Origin of the sequence: Segatella paludivivens DSM 17968 = JCM 13650, assembly GCF_000373185.1 — a bacterium.
GTDB classification, from domain to species: domain Bacteria; phylum Bacteroidota; class Bacteroidia; order Bacteroidales; family Bacteroidaceae; genus Prevotella; species Prevotella paludivivens.
On the sequence record NZ_KB890629.1, the window covers coordinates 92886 to 110805 of the forward strand.

General features: G+C 38.1%; 16 protein-coding genes and 2 tRNA genes. 12 read left to right on the top strand and 6 right to left on the bottom strand.

Annotated features, from left to right (window positions below):
* Positions 1 to 342 precede the first annotated feature (342 nt).
* On the bottom strand, positions 343 to 1422 hold the full coding sequence (locus B045_RS0102620; RefSeq protein ID WP_018462719.1) for a C1 family peptidase: 1080 nt from the start codon (positions 1420 to 1422) through the stop codon (positions 343 to 345).
* 11 nt (positions 1423 to 1433) lie between these two features.
* Positions 1434 to 2771, bottom strand: a complete 1338-nt coding sequence (gene dgt, locus B045_RS0102625; RefSeq protein WP_018462720.1) for a dGTP triphosphohydrolase — start codon at positions 2769 to 2771, stop codon at positions 1434 to 1436.
* A 156-nt stretch (positions 2772 to 2927) separates the two neighbouring features.
* Here dgt and dut point away from each other — a divergent pair, with 156 nt between their 5' ends.
* Genes dut through B045_RS0102645 form a run of 4 tightly spaced genes read left to right on the top strand, consistent with a single transcriptional unit; the run spans position 2928 to position 7745 of the window.
* Positions 2928 to 3365, top strand: a complete 438-nt coding sequence (gene dut, locus B045_RS0102630; RefSeq protein WP_018462721.1) for a dUTP diphosphatase — start codon at positions 2928 to 2930, stop codon at positions 3363 to 3365.
* 21 nt (positions 3366 to 3386) lie between these two features.
* Positions 3387 to 5165, top strand: a complete 1779-nt coding sequence (locus B045_RS0102635; protein ID WP_025882853.1) for a tetratricopeptide repeat protein — start codon at positions 3387 to 3389, stop codon at positions 5163 to 5165.
* A 21-nt stretch (positions 5166 to 5186) separates the two neighbouring features.
* Positions 5187 to 6086, top strand: a complete 900-nt coding sequence (locus B045_RS0102640; RefSeq protein ID WP_018462723.1) for a DUF4292 domain-containing protein — start codon at positions 5187 to 5189, stop codon at positions 6084 to 6086.
* The gene (locus B045_RS0102645) at positions 6087 to 7745 is read left to right on the top strand and encodes a murein hydrolase activator EnvC family protein (protein WP_018462724.1); all 1659 of its coding nucleotides are present in this window, start codon (positions 6087 to 6089) and stop codon (positions 7743 to 7745) included.
* 16 nt (positions 7746 to 7761) lie between these two features.
* On the opposite strand, the gene B045_RS0102650 is transcribed toward B045_RS0102645, so the two are convergent.
* On the bottom strand, positions 7762 to 8823 hold the full coding sequence (locus B045_RS0102650) for a M20 family metallo-hydrolase (protein ID WP_025882856.1): 1062 nt from the start codon (positions 8821 to 8823) through the stop codon (positions 7762 to 7764).
* Between the two features lie 77 nt (positions 8824 to 8900).
* Between B045_RS0102650 and B045_RS0102655 the strand changes: the two genes are divergently transcribed.
* From B045_RS0102655 to B045_RS0102670, 4 genes are read left to right on the top strand one after another with little or no spacing between them, the layout of a single operon-like run.
* On the top strand, positions 8901 to 10709 hold the full coding sequence (locus B045_RS0102655) for an AMP-dependent synthetase/ligase (RefSeq protein WP_018462726.1): 1809 nt from the start codon (positions 8901 to 8903) through the stop codon (positions 10707 to 10709).
* Positions 10710 to 10712: 3 nt separating this feature from the next.
* Complete coding sequence (gene prfB, locus B045_RS0102660) at positions 10713 to 11840, top strand: peptide chain release factor 2 (protein ID WP_018462727.1); 1128 nt, start codon at positions 10713 to 10715, stop codon at positions 11838 to 11840.
* Positions 11841 to 11873: 33 nt separating this feature from the next.
* On the top strand, positions 11874 to 12023 hold the full coding sequence (locus B045_RS15405; protein WP_018462728.1) for a hypothetical protein: 150 nt from the start codon (positions 11874 to 11876) through the stop codon (positions 12021 to 12023).
* Positions 12023 to 12523, top strand: coding sequence for a CYTH domain-containing protein (locus B045_RS0102670; protein WP_018462729.1), 501 nt, complete (start codon positions 12023 to 12025; stop codon positions 12521 to 12523). The genes B045_RS15405 and B045_RS0102670 overlap by 1 nt, the downstream gene beginning before the upstream one ends.
* Here B045_RS0102670 and B045_RS0102675 read toward each other — a convergent pair.
* Positions 12483 to 12875 carry a VanZ family protein gene (locus B045_RS0102675; RefSeq protein ID WP_018462730.1) on the bottom strand — a complete coding sequence of 131 codons (393 nt, stop codon included), beginning with the start codon at positions 12873 to 12875 and terminating at the stop codon, positions 12483 to 12485. The genes B045_RS0102670 and B045_RS0102675 overlap by 41 nt on opposite strands.
* A 75-nt stretch (positions 12876 to 12950) precedes the next feature.
* Between B045_RS0102675 and B045_RS0102680 the strand changes: the two genes are divergently transcribed.
* The 3 genes from B045_RS0102680 to B045_RS0102690 are packed head-to-tail and all read left to right on the top strand — an operon-like array spanning position 12951 to position 16569.
* Positions 12951 to 14309, top strand: coding sequence for a sodium-dependent transporter (locus B045_RS0102680; protein WP_018462731.1), 1359 nt, complete (start codon positions 12951 to 12953; stop codon positions 14307 to 14309).
* Positions 14310 to 14318: 9 nt separating this feature from the next.
* Complete coding sequence (locus B045_RS0102685) at positions 14319 to 15668, top strand: sodium-dependent transporter (protein WP_018462732.1); 1350 nt, start codon at positions 14319 to 14321, stop codon at positions 15666 to 15668.
* 1 nt (position 15669) lies between these two features.
* Positions 15670 to 16569 (top strand): helix-hairpin-helix domain-containing protein, encoded by a 900-nt coding sequence (locus tag B045_RS0102690; protein ID WP_018462733.1) that lies wholly within the window; start codon positions 15670 to 15672, stop codon positions 16567 to 16569.
* A 321-nt stretch (positions 16570 to 16890) separates the two neighbouring features.
* On the opposite strand, the gene B045_RS0102695 is transcribed toward B045_RS0102690, so the two are convergent.
* A tRNA-Pro gene (locus B045_RS0102695) sits at positions 16891 to 16963 on the bottom strand.
* Between the two features lie 122 nt (positions 16964 to 17085).
* Between B045_RS0102695 and B045_RS0102700 the strand changes: the two genes are divergently transcribed.
* A tRNA-Phe gene (locus B045_RS0102700) sits at positions 17086 to 17158 on the top strand.
* Positions 17159 to 17652: 494 nt separating this feature from the next.
* Here the strand turns inward: B045_RS0102700 and B045_RS0102705 are convergent.
* Positions 17653 to 17920 (bottom strand): transposase (locus tag B045_RS0102705; RefSeq protein WP_018462734.1); only part of this gene is annotated, 268 nt, incomplete at its 5' end.

Below are 17920 nucleotides of genomic sequence, written 5' to 3' on the forward strand. Positions count from 1 at the left end.
GGTTATCCTAATCAGCAATAGATGTAAATGGACAAAGTACTATAAATCGTATCAGAATTCAAACAAAACGATGCTTCTTATCACATTATTTGCTGTTGACAAAAGCGTTTGAAGGTTTAAAAAATCGTTTCTACGATCAAACGTTTGCGTTTCTACGACATAAAATTTCCGTTTCTACGATCAAACGTTTTCATTTCTACGATGTAACGTTTGCGTTTCTATATAGAAAAGTTTATTCTGCGAATTAAATCAGTAAAGTAATGGTTGTTTTCAGTTTCTCCGATTAAAACTATACTAATTCTTATAACATATATAAGTGATAGATCCCCTTTTATATGTAAATTAATAATGCGGTATTTTTGCTGCGTTCTTATTCAGAAATATGTAGGTGGTGTTGTCGGCAATATAGTCTTTTGCCATATACCAAATTCCTTTATAGTCACCTGTTGTGCCCCATGAATTTTTTACTAAATAGTATTCTACACCATTTTCGTCTTTCGCGGTTCCATATATCAACATTACGTGATCGTAGGTGGCATCCAAATTATCAAATCGCATCTGACGACTCTCCTGAATTGGTTTTTTCTTTGGAGCTTCAGCTATACCCGTACGTTCGAAACCATTACCAGAAACATCACCTCCCCATGCTACATTGTAACCGTTCTTTAAAGCTGTGTCAATAATACTCATCATTTCATTGAGTGGTACATTGTAGCTCATTCGTGGACGCCATTTGTATGGAGCTTCAATGATGAAACTCTGATAAAAAGGATGATGTGTGAAACTCGTTATGCTGATGTAATCATCTAAATTAAGTTTAAGACTTGCTGCGAATGATCTTGGAGTATATTCCTTTCCTTCATACATAAACGTTTCAGGACACTTTCCAAGATATGCGTCAAGAATATTCTGAAATCCCTGACGCCATGCTGGAGACAGTTTTTGTGACTTGCTACGTGCTATAGCTTTGACATAAGGTTCCAAAACCATAAAAAATTCATTAAAGTTCGCCAAAGTGTCACCAATCATACTACCGGGTTTAGCCATTGCAGACTCAGGACAGATGCCATGATTGCGTATTACGTCAAGTACGTCATCGCATGATCCACCTTGAGAAAACCTGCTGTCGCCATGTTCGCGGACATTGTATATTGCACAGTCAACATAATCTTTACTAGCGACAAACATTTCGCTCAAGTCTACAGTTTTACCAGTAGCTCGTAAGATTTCTCCCTCAAAGAAACCACATGTTGCATAATCCCAGCATGTCCCACTGCAGTTTTGGTTTTTAATGCTAGTAATCTTGTTTTCTAAAGTAGTGGTAAAAACATGCTTTTTTACATCGTCTTTCTTTTCTTGGGCAGATGCTAACATACCGATGAAAAGTAGCAAAATGGTCAATAATCTCTTGGTAGTTCCCATATAGAAATGCTTTATATTATAGGCAATGACATGCCGTTTATCTTTTGATATATATCCAAAGCGTATATGTCTGTCATTCCGCTTATATAGTCGATCACAGCCATAATTCTTGTTTCAAGATTATCACTGTGTATATCGTATTGGCTGCTAACTCTTCGTATTAATTGTTGAGAATAGAATCTGTCAGGATTCCTTGCAGCATCTATAAATACATCCATAAGAGTTTCCATTATTTTGTAACCCGATAGCTCTATATCAAGAACAGGTTTGCTATGATAAATCTTTTGGTATGAAACTTTCTCGCAACGTTCGTATGCATCTTTTTGAATAAGGGAGATGTTGTCAATAAGACTCCCGTGAAAAGTTCCATTTAAGATTTCTTCTTCATGTTCAGCGAAAGTCTTAACACATTCATTCTCGAGTTTGCCGATAACGCAAGCTCGCAAATACACAACTTTTTCATTATCATCAGTTACATCATCTTCTTTCATTCTATTTGATATGTCATCTTGGGTGCCTTTATCGAAAAAGCCCATTAGAAGTTCGAAAGTTTCTTGGAAAGAAAGAATCTTAAGCTTATGAGAATCCTCTATATCCATAATTTCGTAACAGATATCGTCGGCTGCTTCTACAAGATATACCAAAGGATGACGTGCATACTTTAATGGTTCTCCTTTGTTGGATTTGCTAATAATGCCCAATTCATCGGCTATTTTTTGATAATCTTTAGCTTCTGTTTTGAAAAATCCAAATTTTCCATGGTCTCCAGCTAAGCTACTTGCAAAAGGATATTTAACAATGCTTGCAAGCATAGAGTATGTCATAACAAACCCGCCTAGTCTTCTTCCCAAGAATCTGTGCGTAAGTAAACGGAAAGCATTAGCATTACCTTCAAAATGTGTTATATCATCCCAAAAATCCGATGAAACCGATTCTTTTAAAGCTTTCCCTTTGCCTTCTGTGAAGAATGTCTGAATAGCCTTTTCCCCAGAATGTCCAAATGGAGGATTACCCATATCGTGTGCCAAACATGCTGCACTGACAATAGTGCCGATTTCTTCAAAAAGAGTGTTCGCTAATTCTGGATGCACATCTTTCAATTGTCTGCATACGTCATTGCCCAAAGACTGTCCAAGACTTGAAACCTCGAGACTGTGGGTTAATCTGTTATGCACGAAGATGCTACCAGGAAGAGGAAAAACCTGGGTCTTATTTTGTAGTCTGCGAAACGGAGCAGAGTATATCAGCCTGTCATAATCTCGCTTAAACTCTGATCTGTCATCGTGTCTTTCGGCATGTCTATGTTCCTGCCCAAGACGCTTGTTTGATATAAGTTGTTGCCAATTCATGTGGCAAATATAGTGTAATTTAATCTAAATAGTTTCTTTTTCTGTTGAAAAATTAAGATATATGCATATAATTCATTATTTTTGCACATGATAGGCAGACTATAATATATTTCTATTTTCTGTCAGTACATGTTTCGAATATTATAAAATACATTTATGCTAAAGATTAAAGTCGTAAACACCGGACATCAGCAGCTACCTGCTTATGCTACACCGCAGAGTGCAGGTATGGATTTGCGTGCAAATATTGATGAATCAATCGTGTTGAAACCATTTGAACGTCGTCTGATTTCTACGGGTTTACATATAGCATTGCCTGTTGGCTTTGAGGCTCAAATACGCCCACGTAGCGGTTTGGCCTTGAAACATGGTATAACTGTACTAAATTCTCCAGGTACTGTTGATGCTGATTATCGTGGTGAGGTAATGGTTCTTTTGATTAATTTGTCTCAAGAAGAATTCGTCATCAATGATGGTGAGCGTATTGCACAAATGGTTATTGCTAGACATGAACAGGGACTTATGGAACTTGTTGATGAACTGGACGAAACCGAGCGTGGTACAGGTGGATATGGACATACAGGAGTGAAGTAAAAACGAATAATACAATTCAAATTGAAATATACATATAGACATATTGTTTTAATACTTGTTGTCGGCTTTATTGCCGTTTCAACAGTGTTGCCTTCATTCGCTAAGAGCAATAAGCGTAAGAAGATGGAAACTTCAACGACTGTTGCGCCTCTTTCTTATGAAGATAGTATGCGCTATAATTCTTTCTTTATGGAGTCCGTTGTCGCTGCCGGAGCAGGAAGATACGCTTCTGCTTATGACTTGTTGAAGCATAGTTTGGAGATTAATCCGAATGCAGCCGAAGCATATTACTTGCTTTCTACATACCAGATGGAATTAAAGCAGGATACTTTAGCGATAAAATCGATGGAAAAAGCCGCTGAACTTTCACCAACTAATGATACCTATCAAGAGCGTTTGGCGCAATACTGCATCAATTTTAAACAGTATGATAAAGCGATAAAAGTTTATGAGAATCTTGCGACTAATCGCCCCGATCGTACAGATGTACTTGAAGTGTTGATGCAGTTGTATAATCAGCAAAAGGACTATACAAACATGCTCAAAACGATTGACCGTATAGAAAAAGCTGATGGAACTGGAGAAGAAATAACTTTGGCTAAGGTTAGAGCTTATGAACTTCTTGGTAACAAGAAAGATGCATACAAAGCTTTGAAAAATCTTTCTGACACATATCCTAACGACAATAGTTATAAAGTCATGTTGGCTAACTGGCTAATGCAGAATGATAAGCAAAAGAATGCCTATGATATTTATACTTCAGTGTTAAAGGATGAACCGTCAAATTCTTATGCGCTATCTTCGCTTTATGACTATTATAAGGCCACTGGTGAAAATGATAAGGCAAAAGAAGTAATGACTCGAGTGCTTGCAAATAGTAAGACAGACTCCAATAGCAAGCAGGCTATGATTCGACAGTTTATTGAAGAAAATGAACAAGCTGGCGGTGACAGTACCGTTGTTCTTGATATGCTTGATAAAGTCACGAAGCAAAATCCACAAGATGCAGATATAGCAGAACTGAAGGTCGCCTATATGTCATTGAAGAAAATGCCTAAAGATGCTCTTGATAGCGCAATCGTTTCTTTGTTAAATGTAGCTCCTGATAATGCTGGCGCACGTCTTCAACTTATCCAGAATATATGGGATAAGAAAAATTGGGATCAGATAATATCTCTCTGTAAACCAGCTTTGGAATACAATCCAGACGAGATGGCTTTCTATTATTTTCTTAGTTTGGCTTATTTTCAGAAAGATGACTTAGATCTTACTTTGCAGACAATTCAAAAAGGTGTATCTCAAGTTACGGATAAAAGTAATTCGGCTATGGTTTCTGAGTTGTATGCCATGAAGGGTGACCTTTTCCAGAAAAAGGGACAAATGCAACAAGCTTTTGCTGCCTATGATAGTAGTTTGCAATGGAAAGATGATAACATAGGTTGTCTAAATAACTATGCATATTATTTAAGTGAAGATGGACATAATCTTCAAAAAGCTGAGCAGATGAGTTATAAAACGATTAAGGCAGAACCCAAAAACTCTACATATCTTGATACTTATGCATGGATACTATTTATGCAGGATAGATTTGCTGAGGCTAAAATTTATGCAGATCAAGCCGTAGCTAATGATACGGATTCTGTTCAAAGCCCAGTAATACTTGAACATACAGGAGATATTTATGCTTGTCTGGGAAAAGCCAATGATGCAGTTAATTTTTGGCAGAAAGCTATTAAAGCGGGTGGAAACAGTCCTTTGTTGAAACGTAAGATTGAACTTAAAAAATATATAAAGAAATAACCAAAGCTTTATAAAAAAAATATGAATAGAATATATATCAAGCTGATTACTTTAGGATTACCATTGATTTTGGTGTCTTGTGGAGCAAAGAAAAATTTGGTAAAGGATGCTCCTGTAGTCCATAAAACGGTGGTTAAATCGGATAAAATGGCTGATGAAGTAGAATTAAAGAAACTGACTTTTGTACAAAAGGTTTCAGATAATTCGGTGTATGCAACAAATATAGTAGGTGATCTGCGATTTAATATAAAAGCTGGTGGAAGGGATATCACAGTTCCTGGATCTTTGCACATGCGCAAAAACCAAGTTATACGTATTCAATTATTTATTCCATTACTAGGCTCTGAGGTTGGACGATTGGAATTTACACCAGAGTATGTATTGGTTATAGATCGTATACATAAGGAATATATTAAAGCTGATTACAGCCAGCTTGACTTCCTAAAAGATAATGGTTTGAACTTTTATAGCCTACAGTCATTGTTTTGGAATCAGTTGTTTCTTCCGGGTACAGATAAAGTTTCAGAGACAGACTTACATAAGTTTAACGTAAAGCTTGATGAGGTGGGTGAAAACAATCCTGTTTCATGGAAAAATAATAATATGAGTTTTGTCTGGAATGCAAATAAGCAGTCTGGTTTAATCGGCGAAACAGACGTGGCATATAGAAGTTTACAACATGGAATGTCTACGCTGAATTGGAAATATTCTAATTTCACAAATGTTGGTGTGAAGATGTTCCCAGCAAAGCAGAACTTTAAGTTTACTACCACTGCGACAAAACAAAAGCAGGCTGCTGAGGTTACACTTGATATGGAAGAAGTGACAACTAAGGACAACTGGGATGTAAATACAACGATTTCAAATAAATATAAAAAGATAGAAGCCGCGGATATCCTCGGTAAAATCATGAGTTTGTAAATGAAAAGATTATTGGTTATACTCCTTGCCACTGTTATGGCGTTGAATGTTTCTGCACAGAAGAATAAACCTGTACAGAAAAATAAGCAAAGTACTGTGGTAACAAAGAAAAGAAAAGCCGTTCATTCTAATAAAAAAGCTATAGTTTATACTAATGCTTCAATAAGAGGCTTGCAGGGACAGCGTTCTAAAATTCAAAAGAAGATAAAAGAACAGGAGCAAGCTTTGCGCCAGAATCAGGCTGATGTGAAACTAAGGTTGCAAAATCTTATCACTTTGAATACGCAGATTGATGAACGCCAGAAGCATATTGATGGAATTCAGCAGGATATCCATCATATTGAAGGTAATATCGGTATTCTAAAGGCTCAGTTGCAGACGCTGGAGAGACAATTAGCTGATCGCAAGGCGAAATATATAAAGTCGATGCGATATATGGCCAGACATAATACTGTTCAAGACAAGCTGATGTTTATCTTTTCAGCTAAAAATCTTGCACAGATGTATCGTCGTTTGAGATTCGTAAGAGAGTATGCGGATTATCAAAAAGCCCAAGGCGAAATGGTAAAGACCAAACAAGCTCAGGTGACTGGTAAACATGTGCAATTAGAACATGTGAAAGGTCAGAAGAGTAACCTATTATATAAGGGAAAGAAAGAAAAGAATGCACTAGTTGGTCAGCAAGGTGAGCAAAAGAAAGTTGTTGCATCTTTGCAGAATCAGCAGCAGACAATACAGAAGATAATTGCAGAACAGCGTCAGAAAGATGCTGCTATGAATGCACAAATAGACAGACTCGTAGCTCAGGAAGTAGCAAAAGCCCGTGCAAGAGCTGCTGCTGAAGCTCAAAAACGTGCTGCAGCCGCAGCCGCATCAAAGCGTCGCGCTGCCGACCTTGCACGTAAAAAAGCTGCTGCAGAGGCTGCTGCTCGTGAAAATGCACGTAGGGTAGCAGAGGCTAAAGCAAAAGAAGAAAGACTGAAAGCGGAAGCCGAATCTGCTGCAAGGGCTGCCGAAGTAGCTCGTCAGGCACAGGCTAATGCAGATGAGTCACGAAAGAAAGCCGCTGCTGAAACCGCTTCTAGGGCTGCTGTCGCAGAACGTACTCGTGCTGAACAAGCTGCACGCGAAGCTCAGGCTCAACGTGTCGCTGCCGAAAGAAAAGCTGTGGTCGATGATGCACGTCAGAAGAAAATTATAGCAGCTGCAACGAAAGAGGCTGATGATGTTCAGAAGTTTTCTACCGTGGATCGCATGATGAACGGAGGATTCGAAGCTAATCGCGGTCGTTTGCCAATGCCTATAACTGGAGGATATAGGGTTGTGAGCCATTTCGGACAATATAATGTTGAAGGCTTGAACGGAGTAACTCTTGATAATAAGGGTATTAATATCAAGGGAAGCCCTGGTTGTATGGCAAGGTCAATATATGATGGAGAGGTTAGTGCCGTATTTGGATATTCTGGTAGTATGGTTGTTATGGTTCGTCATGGAGCGTATATATCAGTTTATTGCAATCTTAGATCTGTATGCGTAAGTCGTGGACAGAAAGTAAGCACGCGTCAGGCACTTGGTAGTGTTGGAACCGATAATATACTTCAGTTCCAACTTAGAAAGGAAACTTCTAAACTTAATCCTGAAGCATGGTTGGGTAGATGATTTTAAAAGTTAAATCTTAGATAATGACGCCGTCAAGTAGTTGGATATACTGCTTGATGGCGTTTTCTATTTCTCCAATTTCAATGAATTCATCGGCGGAGTGAGAACGCGATGACTCTCCAGGGCCAAGTTTGAAAGACGGGAAACTCATCAAAGCCTGATCGCTAAGTGTTGGGCTTCCAAAAGGTTTCATTCCCATTTCAATGCATCTTTTTATAAGAGGGTGCTCTGGTGAAATATGTGAAGAGTTTAATCGGTATGAATGAGCTTTAATTTCGCTTTTGCAGTGTTGCTGTATGAAATTACATACATCTTCGTTCTTGTAAAACTCATTTGATCTTACGTCAATAAGTGCTGTAAGTTTGTCTGGAATTACGTTGTGTTGTGTTCCTGCATTTACTACTGTTACCGTCATCTTTGTGGGCCCAAGTAAATCACTTATTTTTTTAAATTTGTAGTCTCTTATCCACATCAAGTCATCAAGGGCTTCGTATATCGCATTTATGCCTTCGTTACGTGCGGCATGCCCGCTTTTGCCATGAGCAATAAGGTCAATTACCATCAGCCCTTTTTCTGCGATAGCTGGTTGCATTCCTGTTGGTTCGCCAACAATGGCAATGTCGATTTTGGGCAACAATGGAAGTATCATGCTTATTCCATTTTCCCCAGAGATCTCTTCTTCGGCAGAGGCGAGATAAATGACGTTGTATTTCTGTGGCTTCGCCGATAGATACCTGAATACTTGCAATAGAGAAACTAGTCCTCCTCCACAGTCATTGCTTCCCAAACCATATAAAACATTGTTCTCAATGGTTGGCATGAAAGGGCTACGTGTCCACGAGTCTACAGGTTTTACCGTGTCAATATGCGCATTAAGCAATAGGGTAGGTTTGTTCGTATCAAAATTCTTGTCGGTTATCCACACATTGTTAGCTTCACGCTCATATTCAAAACCATAATTTACGATGGTCTCGGCTATAATGTCAGCTGCTTCTTTTTCGTTGCGACTGACTGACGGTGTGGCGATAAGATGCTTGAGCAAGTCTATCGCATCGTTAGTGTATTCTTTTTGCGTCATATCGATGACAAAGATAGCAAAATATTTTGTATTTTTCCTAATTTGCACTATCTTTGCATAAATTAAAATAAGCAATTATGCAAACAAGATGTCATCTATCGGTATTGATTCACGAACAGGCAAAGAAGTATGGAAATCGTGAGGCTATTACATTCCGTAACTTTGGAAGTCTTAAATGGAACACTGTTTCATGGAATCAGTTTTCATTACGAGTAAAGCAGGTCAGTAATGCTCTACTTAATATTGGAGCAAAGCCGCAGGAAAACATAGCTGTGTTCTCACAAAATTGCGCTCAGTATTTATATACTAATTTTGGTGTTTATGGAGTGCGTGGTGTGACAATACCATTCTATGCCACTACAAGTGAACAGCAAATTCAGTATATGGTTAACGATGCTCAGGTTCGCTTTATTTTTGTTGGTGAACAAGACCAGTATGATAAGGCACATAGAATATTTGCACTTTGTCCTTCACTTGAGCGAATCATCATATTTGATTCAAGCGTAAGAATTAGTACTCATGACCCTAATGCTCTTTATTTTGACGATTTCCTAGCTTTGGGTGAGAAACTTCCACGCCAGACAGAAGTAGAAAACTTATGGAAAGAGGCTAGTAATGATGATATCTGTGATATTCTTTATACAAGCGGTACTACTGGCGAAAGTAAGGGTGTTGTTTTAACTTACGGACAGTATCTTGCAGCTATGATAGCTAATGATGAGTGCGTTCCAATTAGTGAAAAGGATAGAGTCATCGATTTTCTTCCGTTTACACACATTTTTGAACGTGGATGGGCATATCTTTCTCTTACAGAAGGTGCTCACTTGATAATAAATACATACCCGAATGAAATTCAACAGAGTATGAGAGAGACTCATCCTACAAGTATGAGTTCGGTTCCTCGTTTCTGGGAAAAAGTATATATTGCGGTAAAATCTAAAATTGATGATGCAAGTCCTTTCCAGCGTAAGTTGTTCAAGCAGGCACTTGCAATAGGCAGAAAACGTAATATTGAGTATATTAGTCATGGACGTCATGTGCCATTGACTTTGGAATTGCAATATAAACTTGTAAATAAGACTATATTGAGTCTTGTTCGCAAGCAGATTGGATTGGATAATTCAAACATCTTCCCTACAGCAGGTGCTTATGTTTCGCCAGAAGTTGAGGAGTTTGTTCATTCTATCGGAATTCACATGTTAGTTGGATATGGACTTACTGAAAGTCTTGCAACTGTTTCATGTAATCACAAGGGAAAACCTTTTACTGTTGGTTCTGTAGGTTATCCTATCAAAGGTATAGAAATCAAGATAGGTGAGAATGATGAAGTCTTATTAAAAGGTCCTACAATAACTCGTGGCTATTATCATCGTGACTCAATAAATGCTGAGGCTTTTGATAAAGATGGTTTCTTCCATACTGGTGATGCAGGTTATTTGAAGAATGGAGAGCTGTTTTTGAAAGAGCGTATTAAAGACCTTTTCAAAACATCAAATGGAAAGTATATAGCTCCACAGATGACAGAGTCTCTTCTTTTGGTAGACAAGTATATTGATCAGGTAGCAATAATCGCAGATCAGCGTAAGTTCGTATCGGCACTTATCGTCCCAGAATTCAGAATGATAGAAGAATGGGCACGTGAGCATCATATAAAATTTGAAAGTCGTGAAGACTTGTGTGCATGTAAAGAAATATACGATATGATGAAGGAACGTATAGATACTTTACAGCAGCAACTTGCCCATTACGAGCAGATAAAGCGCTTCAAATTGTTGCCTCACCATTTCTCAATGGAAAATGGTGAACTTACAAATACATTGAAGTTAAGACGATCTGTTATTTGTAAAAACTACAAGGACGAAATAGACAAAATGTTCGAGGAATAATATATGATTACAGCAGATCAGTTGAAAGATGTGTTGGAGCGCACTGAGGCACTCCGCAAATATCTTAATATAGACCAAAAAAAAATAGAATTTGAAGAAGAGCAACTGCGTACTCAGGCACCCGATTTTTGGGAAGATCCAAAGCGTGCCGAGGAACAGATGAAGCTTGTCAAGAGCATAGAAAAATGGATTAAAGGCTACAGTGAATGTAGACATTTCGCAGATGAATTGCAGTTGGCTTTCGATTTCTATAAAGACGATATGGTCACAGAGGAAGAGGTTGATGAAGACTATGCAAAAGCAATTAATTCAGTAGAAGACCTTGAACTCAAGAATATGCTTCGTCAGGAAGAGGATTCTCTTAATGCTGTATTGAAGATAAACTCTGGTGCCGGTGGTACAGAGAGCCAGGATTGGGCTGCTATGCTTATGCGCATGTATCAGCGTTGGTCTGAGGCTCATGGATATGCAGTCAAGATTACTGATATTCAGGACGGAGATGAAGCTGGAATAAAAAGCGTAACCATGACCATTGAGGGCAAAGAGTTCGCTTATGGATATTTGAAATGCGAGAATGGTGTGCATCGTCTAGTGAGAGTTTCACCATATAATGCTCAAGGAAAGCGTATGACAAGTTTCGCGAGTGTTTTCGTTACTCCACTTGTTGATGATACTATAGAAATTTATGTAGACCCTGCGAAAGTGAGTTGGGATACATTCCGCTCAAGCGGTGCTGGCGGACAGAATGTGAATAAGGTCGAGTCTGGTGTTCGTATACGTTATCAGTATGAAGATCCGGATACAGGCGAACACGAAGAAATACTTATTGAGAACACTGAAACTCGTGATCAGCCAAAGAACCGTGCTAAGGCTATGCTTCTGTTGAAGTCTCAATTGTATGATCGAGCTTTGAAGAAGAAACAAGCAGAACAGGCAAAGGTTGAAGCTGGTAAGAAGAAGATCGAGTGGGGAAGTCAGATACGAAGTTATGTATTTGATGATCGTCGTGTAAAAGATCACCGTACAGGCTTCCAAACCTCTGATGTTGACGCTGTCATGGATGGCAAACTGGATGGCTTCATTAAAGCATATCTCATGGAGTTTGCAGCAAGTGAGGCTGAAGTTGAATAAACATAACATTCAATAATCTAAAATAATAAAACTATGAGCAGCAATAATGCATTAAGAAAGGCAAAACATGATGCCTTTCAGAAAAAACAGGAAAAAAGAGGTAGAGAAATTATCGTTTGGATTTTCGGCGGACTTATTTTGCTTGCTATAATCTTTATGATATATACAGCTATTATGGCATAATGAGTGGACTGGAAATAGAACGTAAGTTTTTGGTAAAGAAAGGCGACGCATATAAGAACGCCGCCTTTTCAAGTAGCCATATCAAACAGGGATATATTCCTGCAGATGGTGCGACGGTGCGAATTCGTATTCGTGATGATAAAAGCTATCTCACGATTAAGGCTAGATCCGTGAATGGGGGAATGACGCGCTATGAATTTGAAAAGGAAATATCAACAGACGAAGCAGAACATCTTATGGCACTTTGCCAAGGTGGGGTGATAGACAAGCGTAGATATCTTGTAAAAAGTGGTAATCATACGTTTGAGGTTGATGAATTTTATGGTGACAACGAGGGACTTGTTATGGCAGAAGTGGAATTGTCTGATGAGTCAGAACCCTATGAAAAGCCTGATTTTATTGGGATGGAAGTTACCGGTGATAAGCGCTTTTATAACTCTCACATGTTGAAATTCCCATTTAAACTTTGGAAAAACACATTGCCAGAAGACTTCCGATAATGAATGCCAAACCGACACCAATTGTGTCGGCTGTGAAATCAAGCCATTCTCCGCTTCTCATACCTCCTGTACAATATTTCTGAAGAATTTCAATTAAACCACCCATTAATGTAGGCGCAAGCAGTGCCCATATTATAATCTTATTCCACTTAACCTTTTTGTGCTTTGCAAGATATTCTAGCCATATAACTCCGCATGTTCCGCCATACATTACCATGTGTGTCCATTTGTCAATCATGGAAATCTTGTCAAGTGGAGTTTCTGGTATAGGAATAAAACACAATGTCCATATAATTAGTATACAAACACTTGAAAATGGATATTTCGTTACTGAATGGAATAAATTATTCATATTTACTTTCTATTTTTCTGCAAAATTAGATATTTTTTTATAATTTTGCAATCGTTTTAGTTAAATATATCAATAATGTCTGAAGAAAGAGCAAGTTTTGGAAGTAAGTTAGGCATAATTATGGCTACAGCCGGTTCTGCTGTCGGACTGGGCAATATATGGCGTTTTCCTTATATGACTGGTAAAAACGGTGGTGCAGCGTTTATACTAATCTATATTGCATGTGTTATCATATTAGGAATACCATGTATGATCAGTGAATTTATTATCGGCAGGCACGGAGCCTCAAATACTGCGCGTGCATATACTCGTCTTTCAAATGGTACAGCTTGGAAGCTAGTTGGATATCTTGAGGTGCTGACGGGATTTTTAATAACTGGTTATTATGCAGTTATTTCTGGTTGGTGTCTTAATTATGTATATGCGTCAGTGATGGGTGAACTGAATGGTGATCCCGATTTTGTGAAAAATTACTTTGTAGAGTTTTCACAGAATCCGATACGACCTGTTTTTTGGACAATATTAGTATTTGCGATTACGCATTTTATTATCATTCATGGCGTAAGAAACGGTATTGAAAAGGCTTCAAAACTAATGATGCCTACTTTGTTTGTGCTCCTATTGGTTATTGTTGTTGCAGCTTGTATGCTCCCTGGAGCATCAAAAGGTATTGATTTCTTATTGAAACCTGATTTCTCAAAAGTAAACAGTGATGTTTTTCTTGGGGCTTTGGGGCAGTGCTTTTATTCTTTGAGCATTGGTATGGGATGTCTTTGCACATACGCCAGTTATTTCAGCCGTCACACTAACATCACGACATCGGCTATACAGATAGGATTCATTGATCTTATGGTTGCATTGTTGGCAGGATTGATGATATTTCCAGCTGCTTTTTCTGTAGGGATAAACCCTGATAGTGGACCTTCGCTCATATTCATTACTTTGCCAAATGTCTTTAATCAGGCTTTTTCTGGAGTTCCTTTATTGGGCTGGGCTGTATCATTGATGTTCTATGCTTTGCTTTTCCTTGCAGCCCTCACATCATTGATTTCTCTCCATGAGGTAAACACTGCGTTCTTTTATGAAGAACTTCATATATCACGAAAGTCTGGTGCTTGGATAGTTACAGCTCTTTGTTGTATCATAGGTGCTGTTTGTTCTGTTTCGGTTGGACATAAGAGTGGTTTATCGCTTTTTGGTATGGATCTTCTTGACTTGTTTGATTTTGTAACAGGTCAGTTAATGCTTCCTGTTGTTGGATTTTTCATGTGCCTTTTTGTTGGTTGGTATATTCCTAAGCAGATTGTTATTGACGAGTTGTCAAATTGGGGAACGCTGAAGTTTGGTTTCTATAAGCTGTTTATTTTTGCCATGCGTTTTGTTTGTCCTTTGTGTATTTTAGCAATAATGCTCCATCAATTTGGAGTGATTTAATTTCTTTATATGTCAGAAAGAGGTAATTTTGGAACAAAGATAGGAGTGATATTGGCGACAGCTGGGTCTGCCGTAGGTTTGGGAAATATATGGCGCTTTCCATATATGACAGGTCAGGATGGTGGCGCAGCTTTCATAATAGTATATCTAGTATGTGTGTTCATCTTAGGTATTCCAGGAATGGTTGCTGAGTTTGTTGTAGGCCGTCACTCTGGAGCTAACGCTGCGCGTGCTTATTATAATCTTGGTGGGCGTAAATGGTCGTTGCTAGGATATGGCGGAGCTATCACGTCGATGATAATATTCGGTTTCTATTCTGTTGTAGCAGGCTGGTGCTTGCAATACTTGTTTGCTTCTACAATGGGACAGCTAAATGGCGATGTAACTTATGTTCAGCATTATTTCAAGACATTTTCTTCTGATCCATTAAAACCTTTATTCTGGACCGTGGCGTTTATCATTATGACTCATCTTGTAGTAGTAAAGGGAGTTAGAAAGGGAATCGAACGAGCTTCTAATATACTCATGCCAACTCTTTTTATCTTGTTGTTTATTATTGTTGTTGCGTCTTGTATGTTGCCGGGTACGAAAAGTGGATTAGAATTTCTTTTTAAACCAGACTTCTCTAAGGTCACCAGAGGTGTTTTTCTTGATGCTTTAGGACAGGCATTTTTCTCATTATCGTTGGGAACAGCATGCCTTTGTACTTATGCAAGTTATTTCAACAGACAGACAAATCTATTAAAGTCTGCTGTGCAGATTGCAGGAATAGACACCCTTGTAGCGATTCTTGCAGGTTTGATGATATTTCCTGCTGCATTTTCAGTTGGAGTTCGTCCTGATAGTGGACCGTCTTTGATATTTATTACTCTTCCTGCGGTTTTCCAGCAAGCGTTTGCAGGAATGCCTGTGCTTGGATATATAATAGGAGTATTCTTCTATGGGCTTCTTGTATTGGCAGCTCTCACGTCTACAATATCAATGCATGAAATAGGTACTGCTTTATTCTATGAGGAATTGCATATCAGTCGTTCTAAAGGTGCTTGGATAGAGACGATTGTCTGCATCATTATAGGTATTTTCTGCTCACTGTCTTGTGGAGCTGTAGACATAACCGTATTTGGTAAGTCGTTTCTTAATTTCTGTGATTTCATTACATCTGATATACTATTACCTTTGGGAGCATTTTTCACCTGTGTGTTTGTAGGTTGGTATGTTCCAAAGAATATTGTTAAGGATCAAATAACTAACTGGGGAACTATATCTTCGCGCATCTATGGAATCTGGCTTTTTGTAGTACGTTTTATATGTCCTCTATGTATAGGTTCTGTATTTTTGCATCAACTCGGAATAATCTAAAATGTTTTTAAAGGAATTTCTTTATTTTAATAAATCTGATCGCCGTGTAATACTATTTTTGCTTACGATAGCTGTATCGGCATTGGTGGCATTCTTCTTTTTAGGTGGTGATGAAGTGTCAAACGCAGGGTATGGCTATAAATCCAATAGCCGTAAATATGACAATAATTACTCTTATAGGCATTATCCACATAAGTATTATTATGTGGCAGGGCAAAAGGCAGAGTTGTTCCCGTTTGATCCTAATACCGCTGATAGTACTGAATTATTGCGTTTAGGCTTGCGTCCTTGGCAGGTTCGTAACATCTATAAATATCGTTCACATGGTGGTATATATCGTACTTCTACCGATTTTGCAAGACTGTATGGGCTCACCCAAAAGCAATTTCATGAAATGCAGCCTTACATACGTATAGGTTCTGATTATAAGCCTGCTTCGCTTTTGCCTGAAGTGGCTGCTAGGCAAGCTCATCATGATAGTATTGTTGCTAAATATTCATTAAAGATAAAGGCCGGTGAACATTTGCAACTTAATTCTGCCGATACGGCAATGCTGCAACGTGTTCCTGGAGTTGGTTCGTATTATGCTCACGAAATAGAAATATATCGTCGCCGTTTAGGTGGTTTCTCTAGTGTAGAACAACTAAAGGAAATAGATGGCTTCCCAGAATCAGCACTTAAATATTTTACGGCAAGTTCCACTGGTGTTGCCAAACTGAATGTAAACAAGTTGTCGCTGAATCAGCTCAAGCGACATCCTTATATATCTTTCTATCAGGCTCGTGATATTGTTGATTATCGCCGTTTACGTGGACCGCTAAAAAGTCTTGATGATCTTAGGCTGCTTAAAGACTTTCCACTAGAAGAAATAGAAAGGCTGCGCCCGTATGTGGAGTTTTAACCCATATTTACATGCAATAAGTAAAAAGTGTAATAGGAATATTAGTGCACATAATAGGCGAGAAGTTTTAGCAAGAATAAGAGATGCAAGTAAAATAGGCATGAAAGAATTCGTGGATCATATACAGAATAGCCGTTTCTTTACATTTGGTAATGCTACATATGTATTTATAATTCTAATATATATATTTTAATTACAGTAGTACCACTCAAAATATAGGATGAACTTTAAAATAATAAAGTGGTCGCCGAAAATTCGCCGACCACTTTACTCACGACAATGGCTAAATCATTGATGATTAAATCCTTAGCCTTAAATTTGTCGGGATGAGGCGATTCGAACGCCCGACCCCTACGTCCCGAACGTAGTACGCTACCAACTGCGCTACATCCCGATTATTTAAATCGTTGCGAATGCAAAGGTAATCAAATTTCCTGAAAGCAAATATTTTTTTGAATAAAAATTTGTGAGTGTGGGATAAAAAGCCTATCTTTGCACTCGCAAAACAAAAAGCATGGTGCCATAGCTCAGTTGGTAGAGCAAAGGACTGAAAATCCTTGTGTCCCCGGTTCGATTCCTGGTGGTACCACTTCCTCCTTTCATTAAGCCGTTTAGTCTCATTCGTGAGACTGGCGGCTTTCTTCGTTTATTAGAATATTTATAATGTTTGACAAATATCCTTTCTAAATGAATATCAATGCAACCAATACTTTTCTGTGATTTTATTGTCCCTAAAACGTGTTGATCTATTTAACAAAATAATGATTCAACCAAGTCGTTAATGTAGATTTAGTCGCTATATTTTATTTTTTTTCTGTGTTTTTTATGACATATCATACATGATTGGTGCAATGGATTGTTATTCAATATGTTATCGCATGTATGATAAGGTAAAAACATACATGATATTGAGTAATAAGGCCCTTATCACTCTGTTATCCTACATGCTTTGCTGAGTAATATGGGCCTTATTACTCAATAGCGCAACGAAAAAGGTGATTTTGTTTTCGTTGCGCTGATTATCAAAGGAATTGATATACATATCTTTCGTTGTACTTACCGAATCACTGGTTCTTCTCTAATTTAGTTGAAGAATATATGCTCCAGAACCATCTTTCTTCTTAGTAGTTTAATGCTCGCTCTACCATACATAGTTCTCTTTACAGCTTTTAGTTTATTTACAAATCCCTCTGTGATTCCATTTGTGACATTTTCCTTAATGGTATTTAATATAGCTCTATAATCGAATTTTACGCCTGTTAAAAATGTCTTGAGCGTCCTAATCTTTGTTTTCCAGTATTTCTTCATCCATCTAATAAGTCTGCAACTGTCCGTACCAGTGATAATAGAA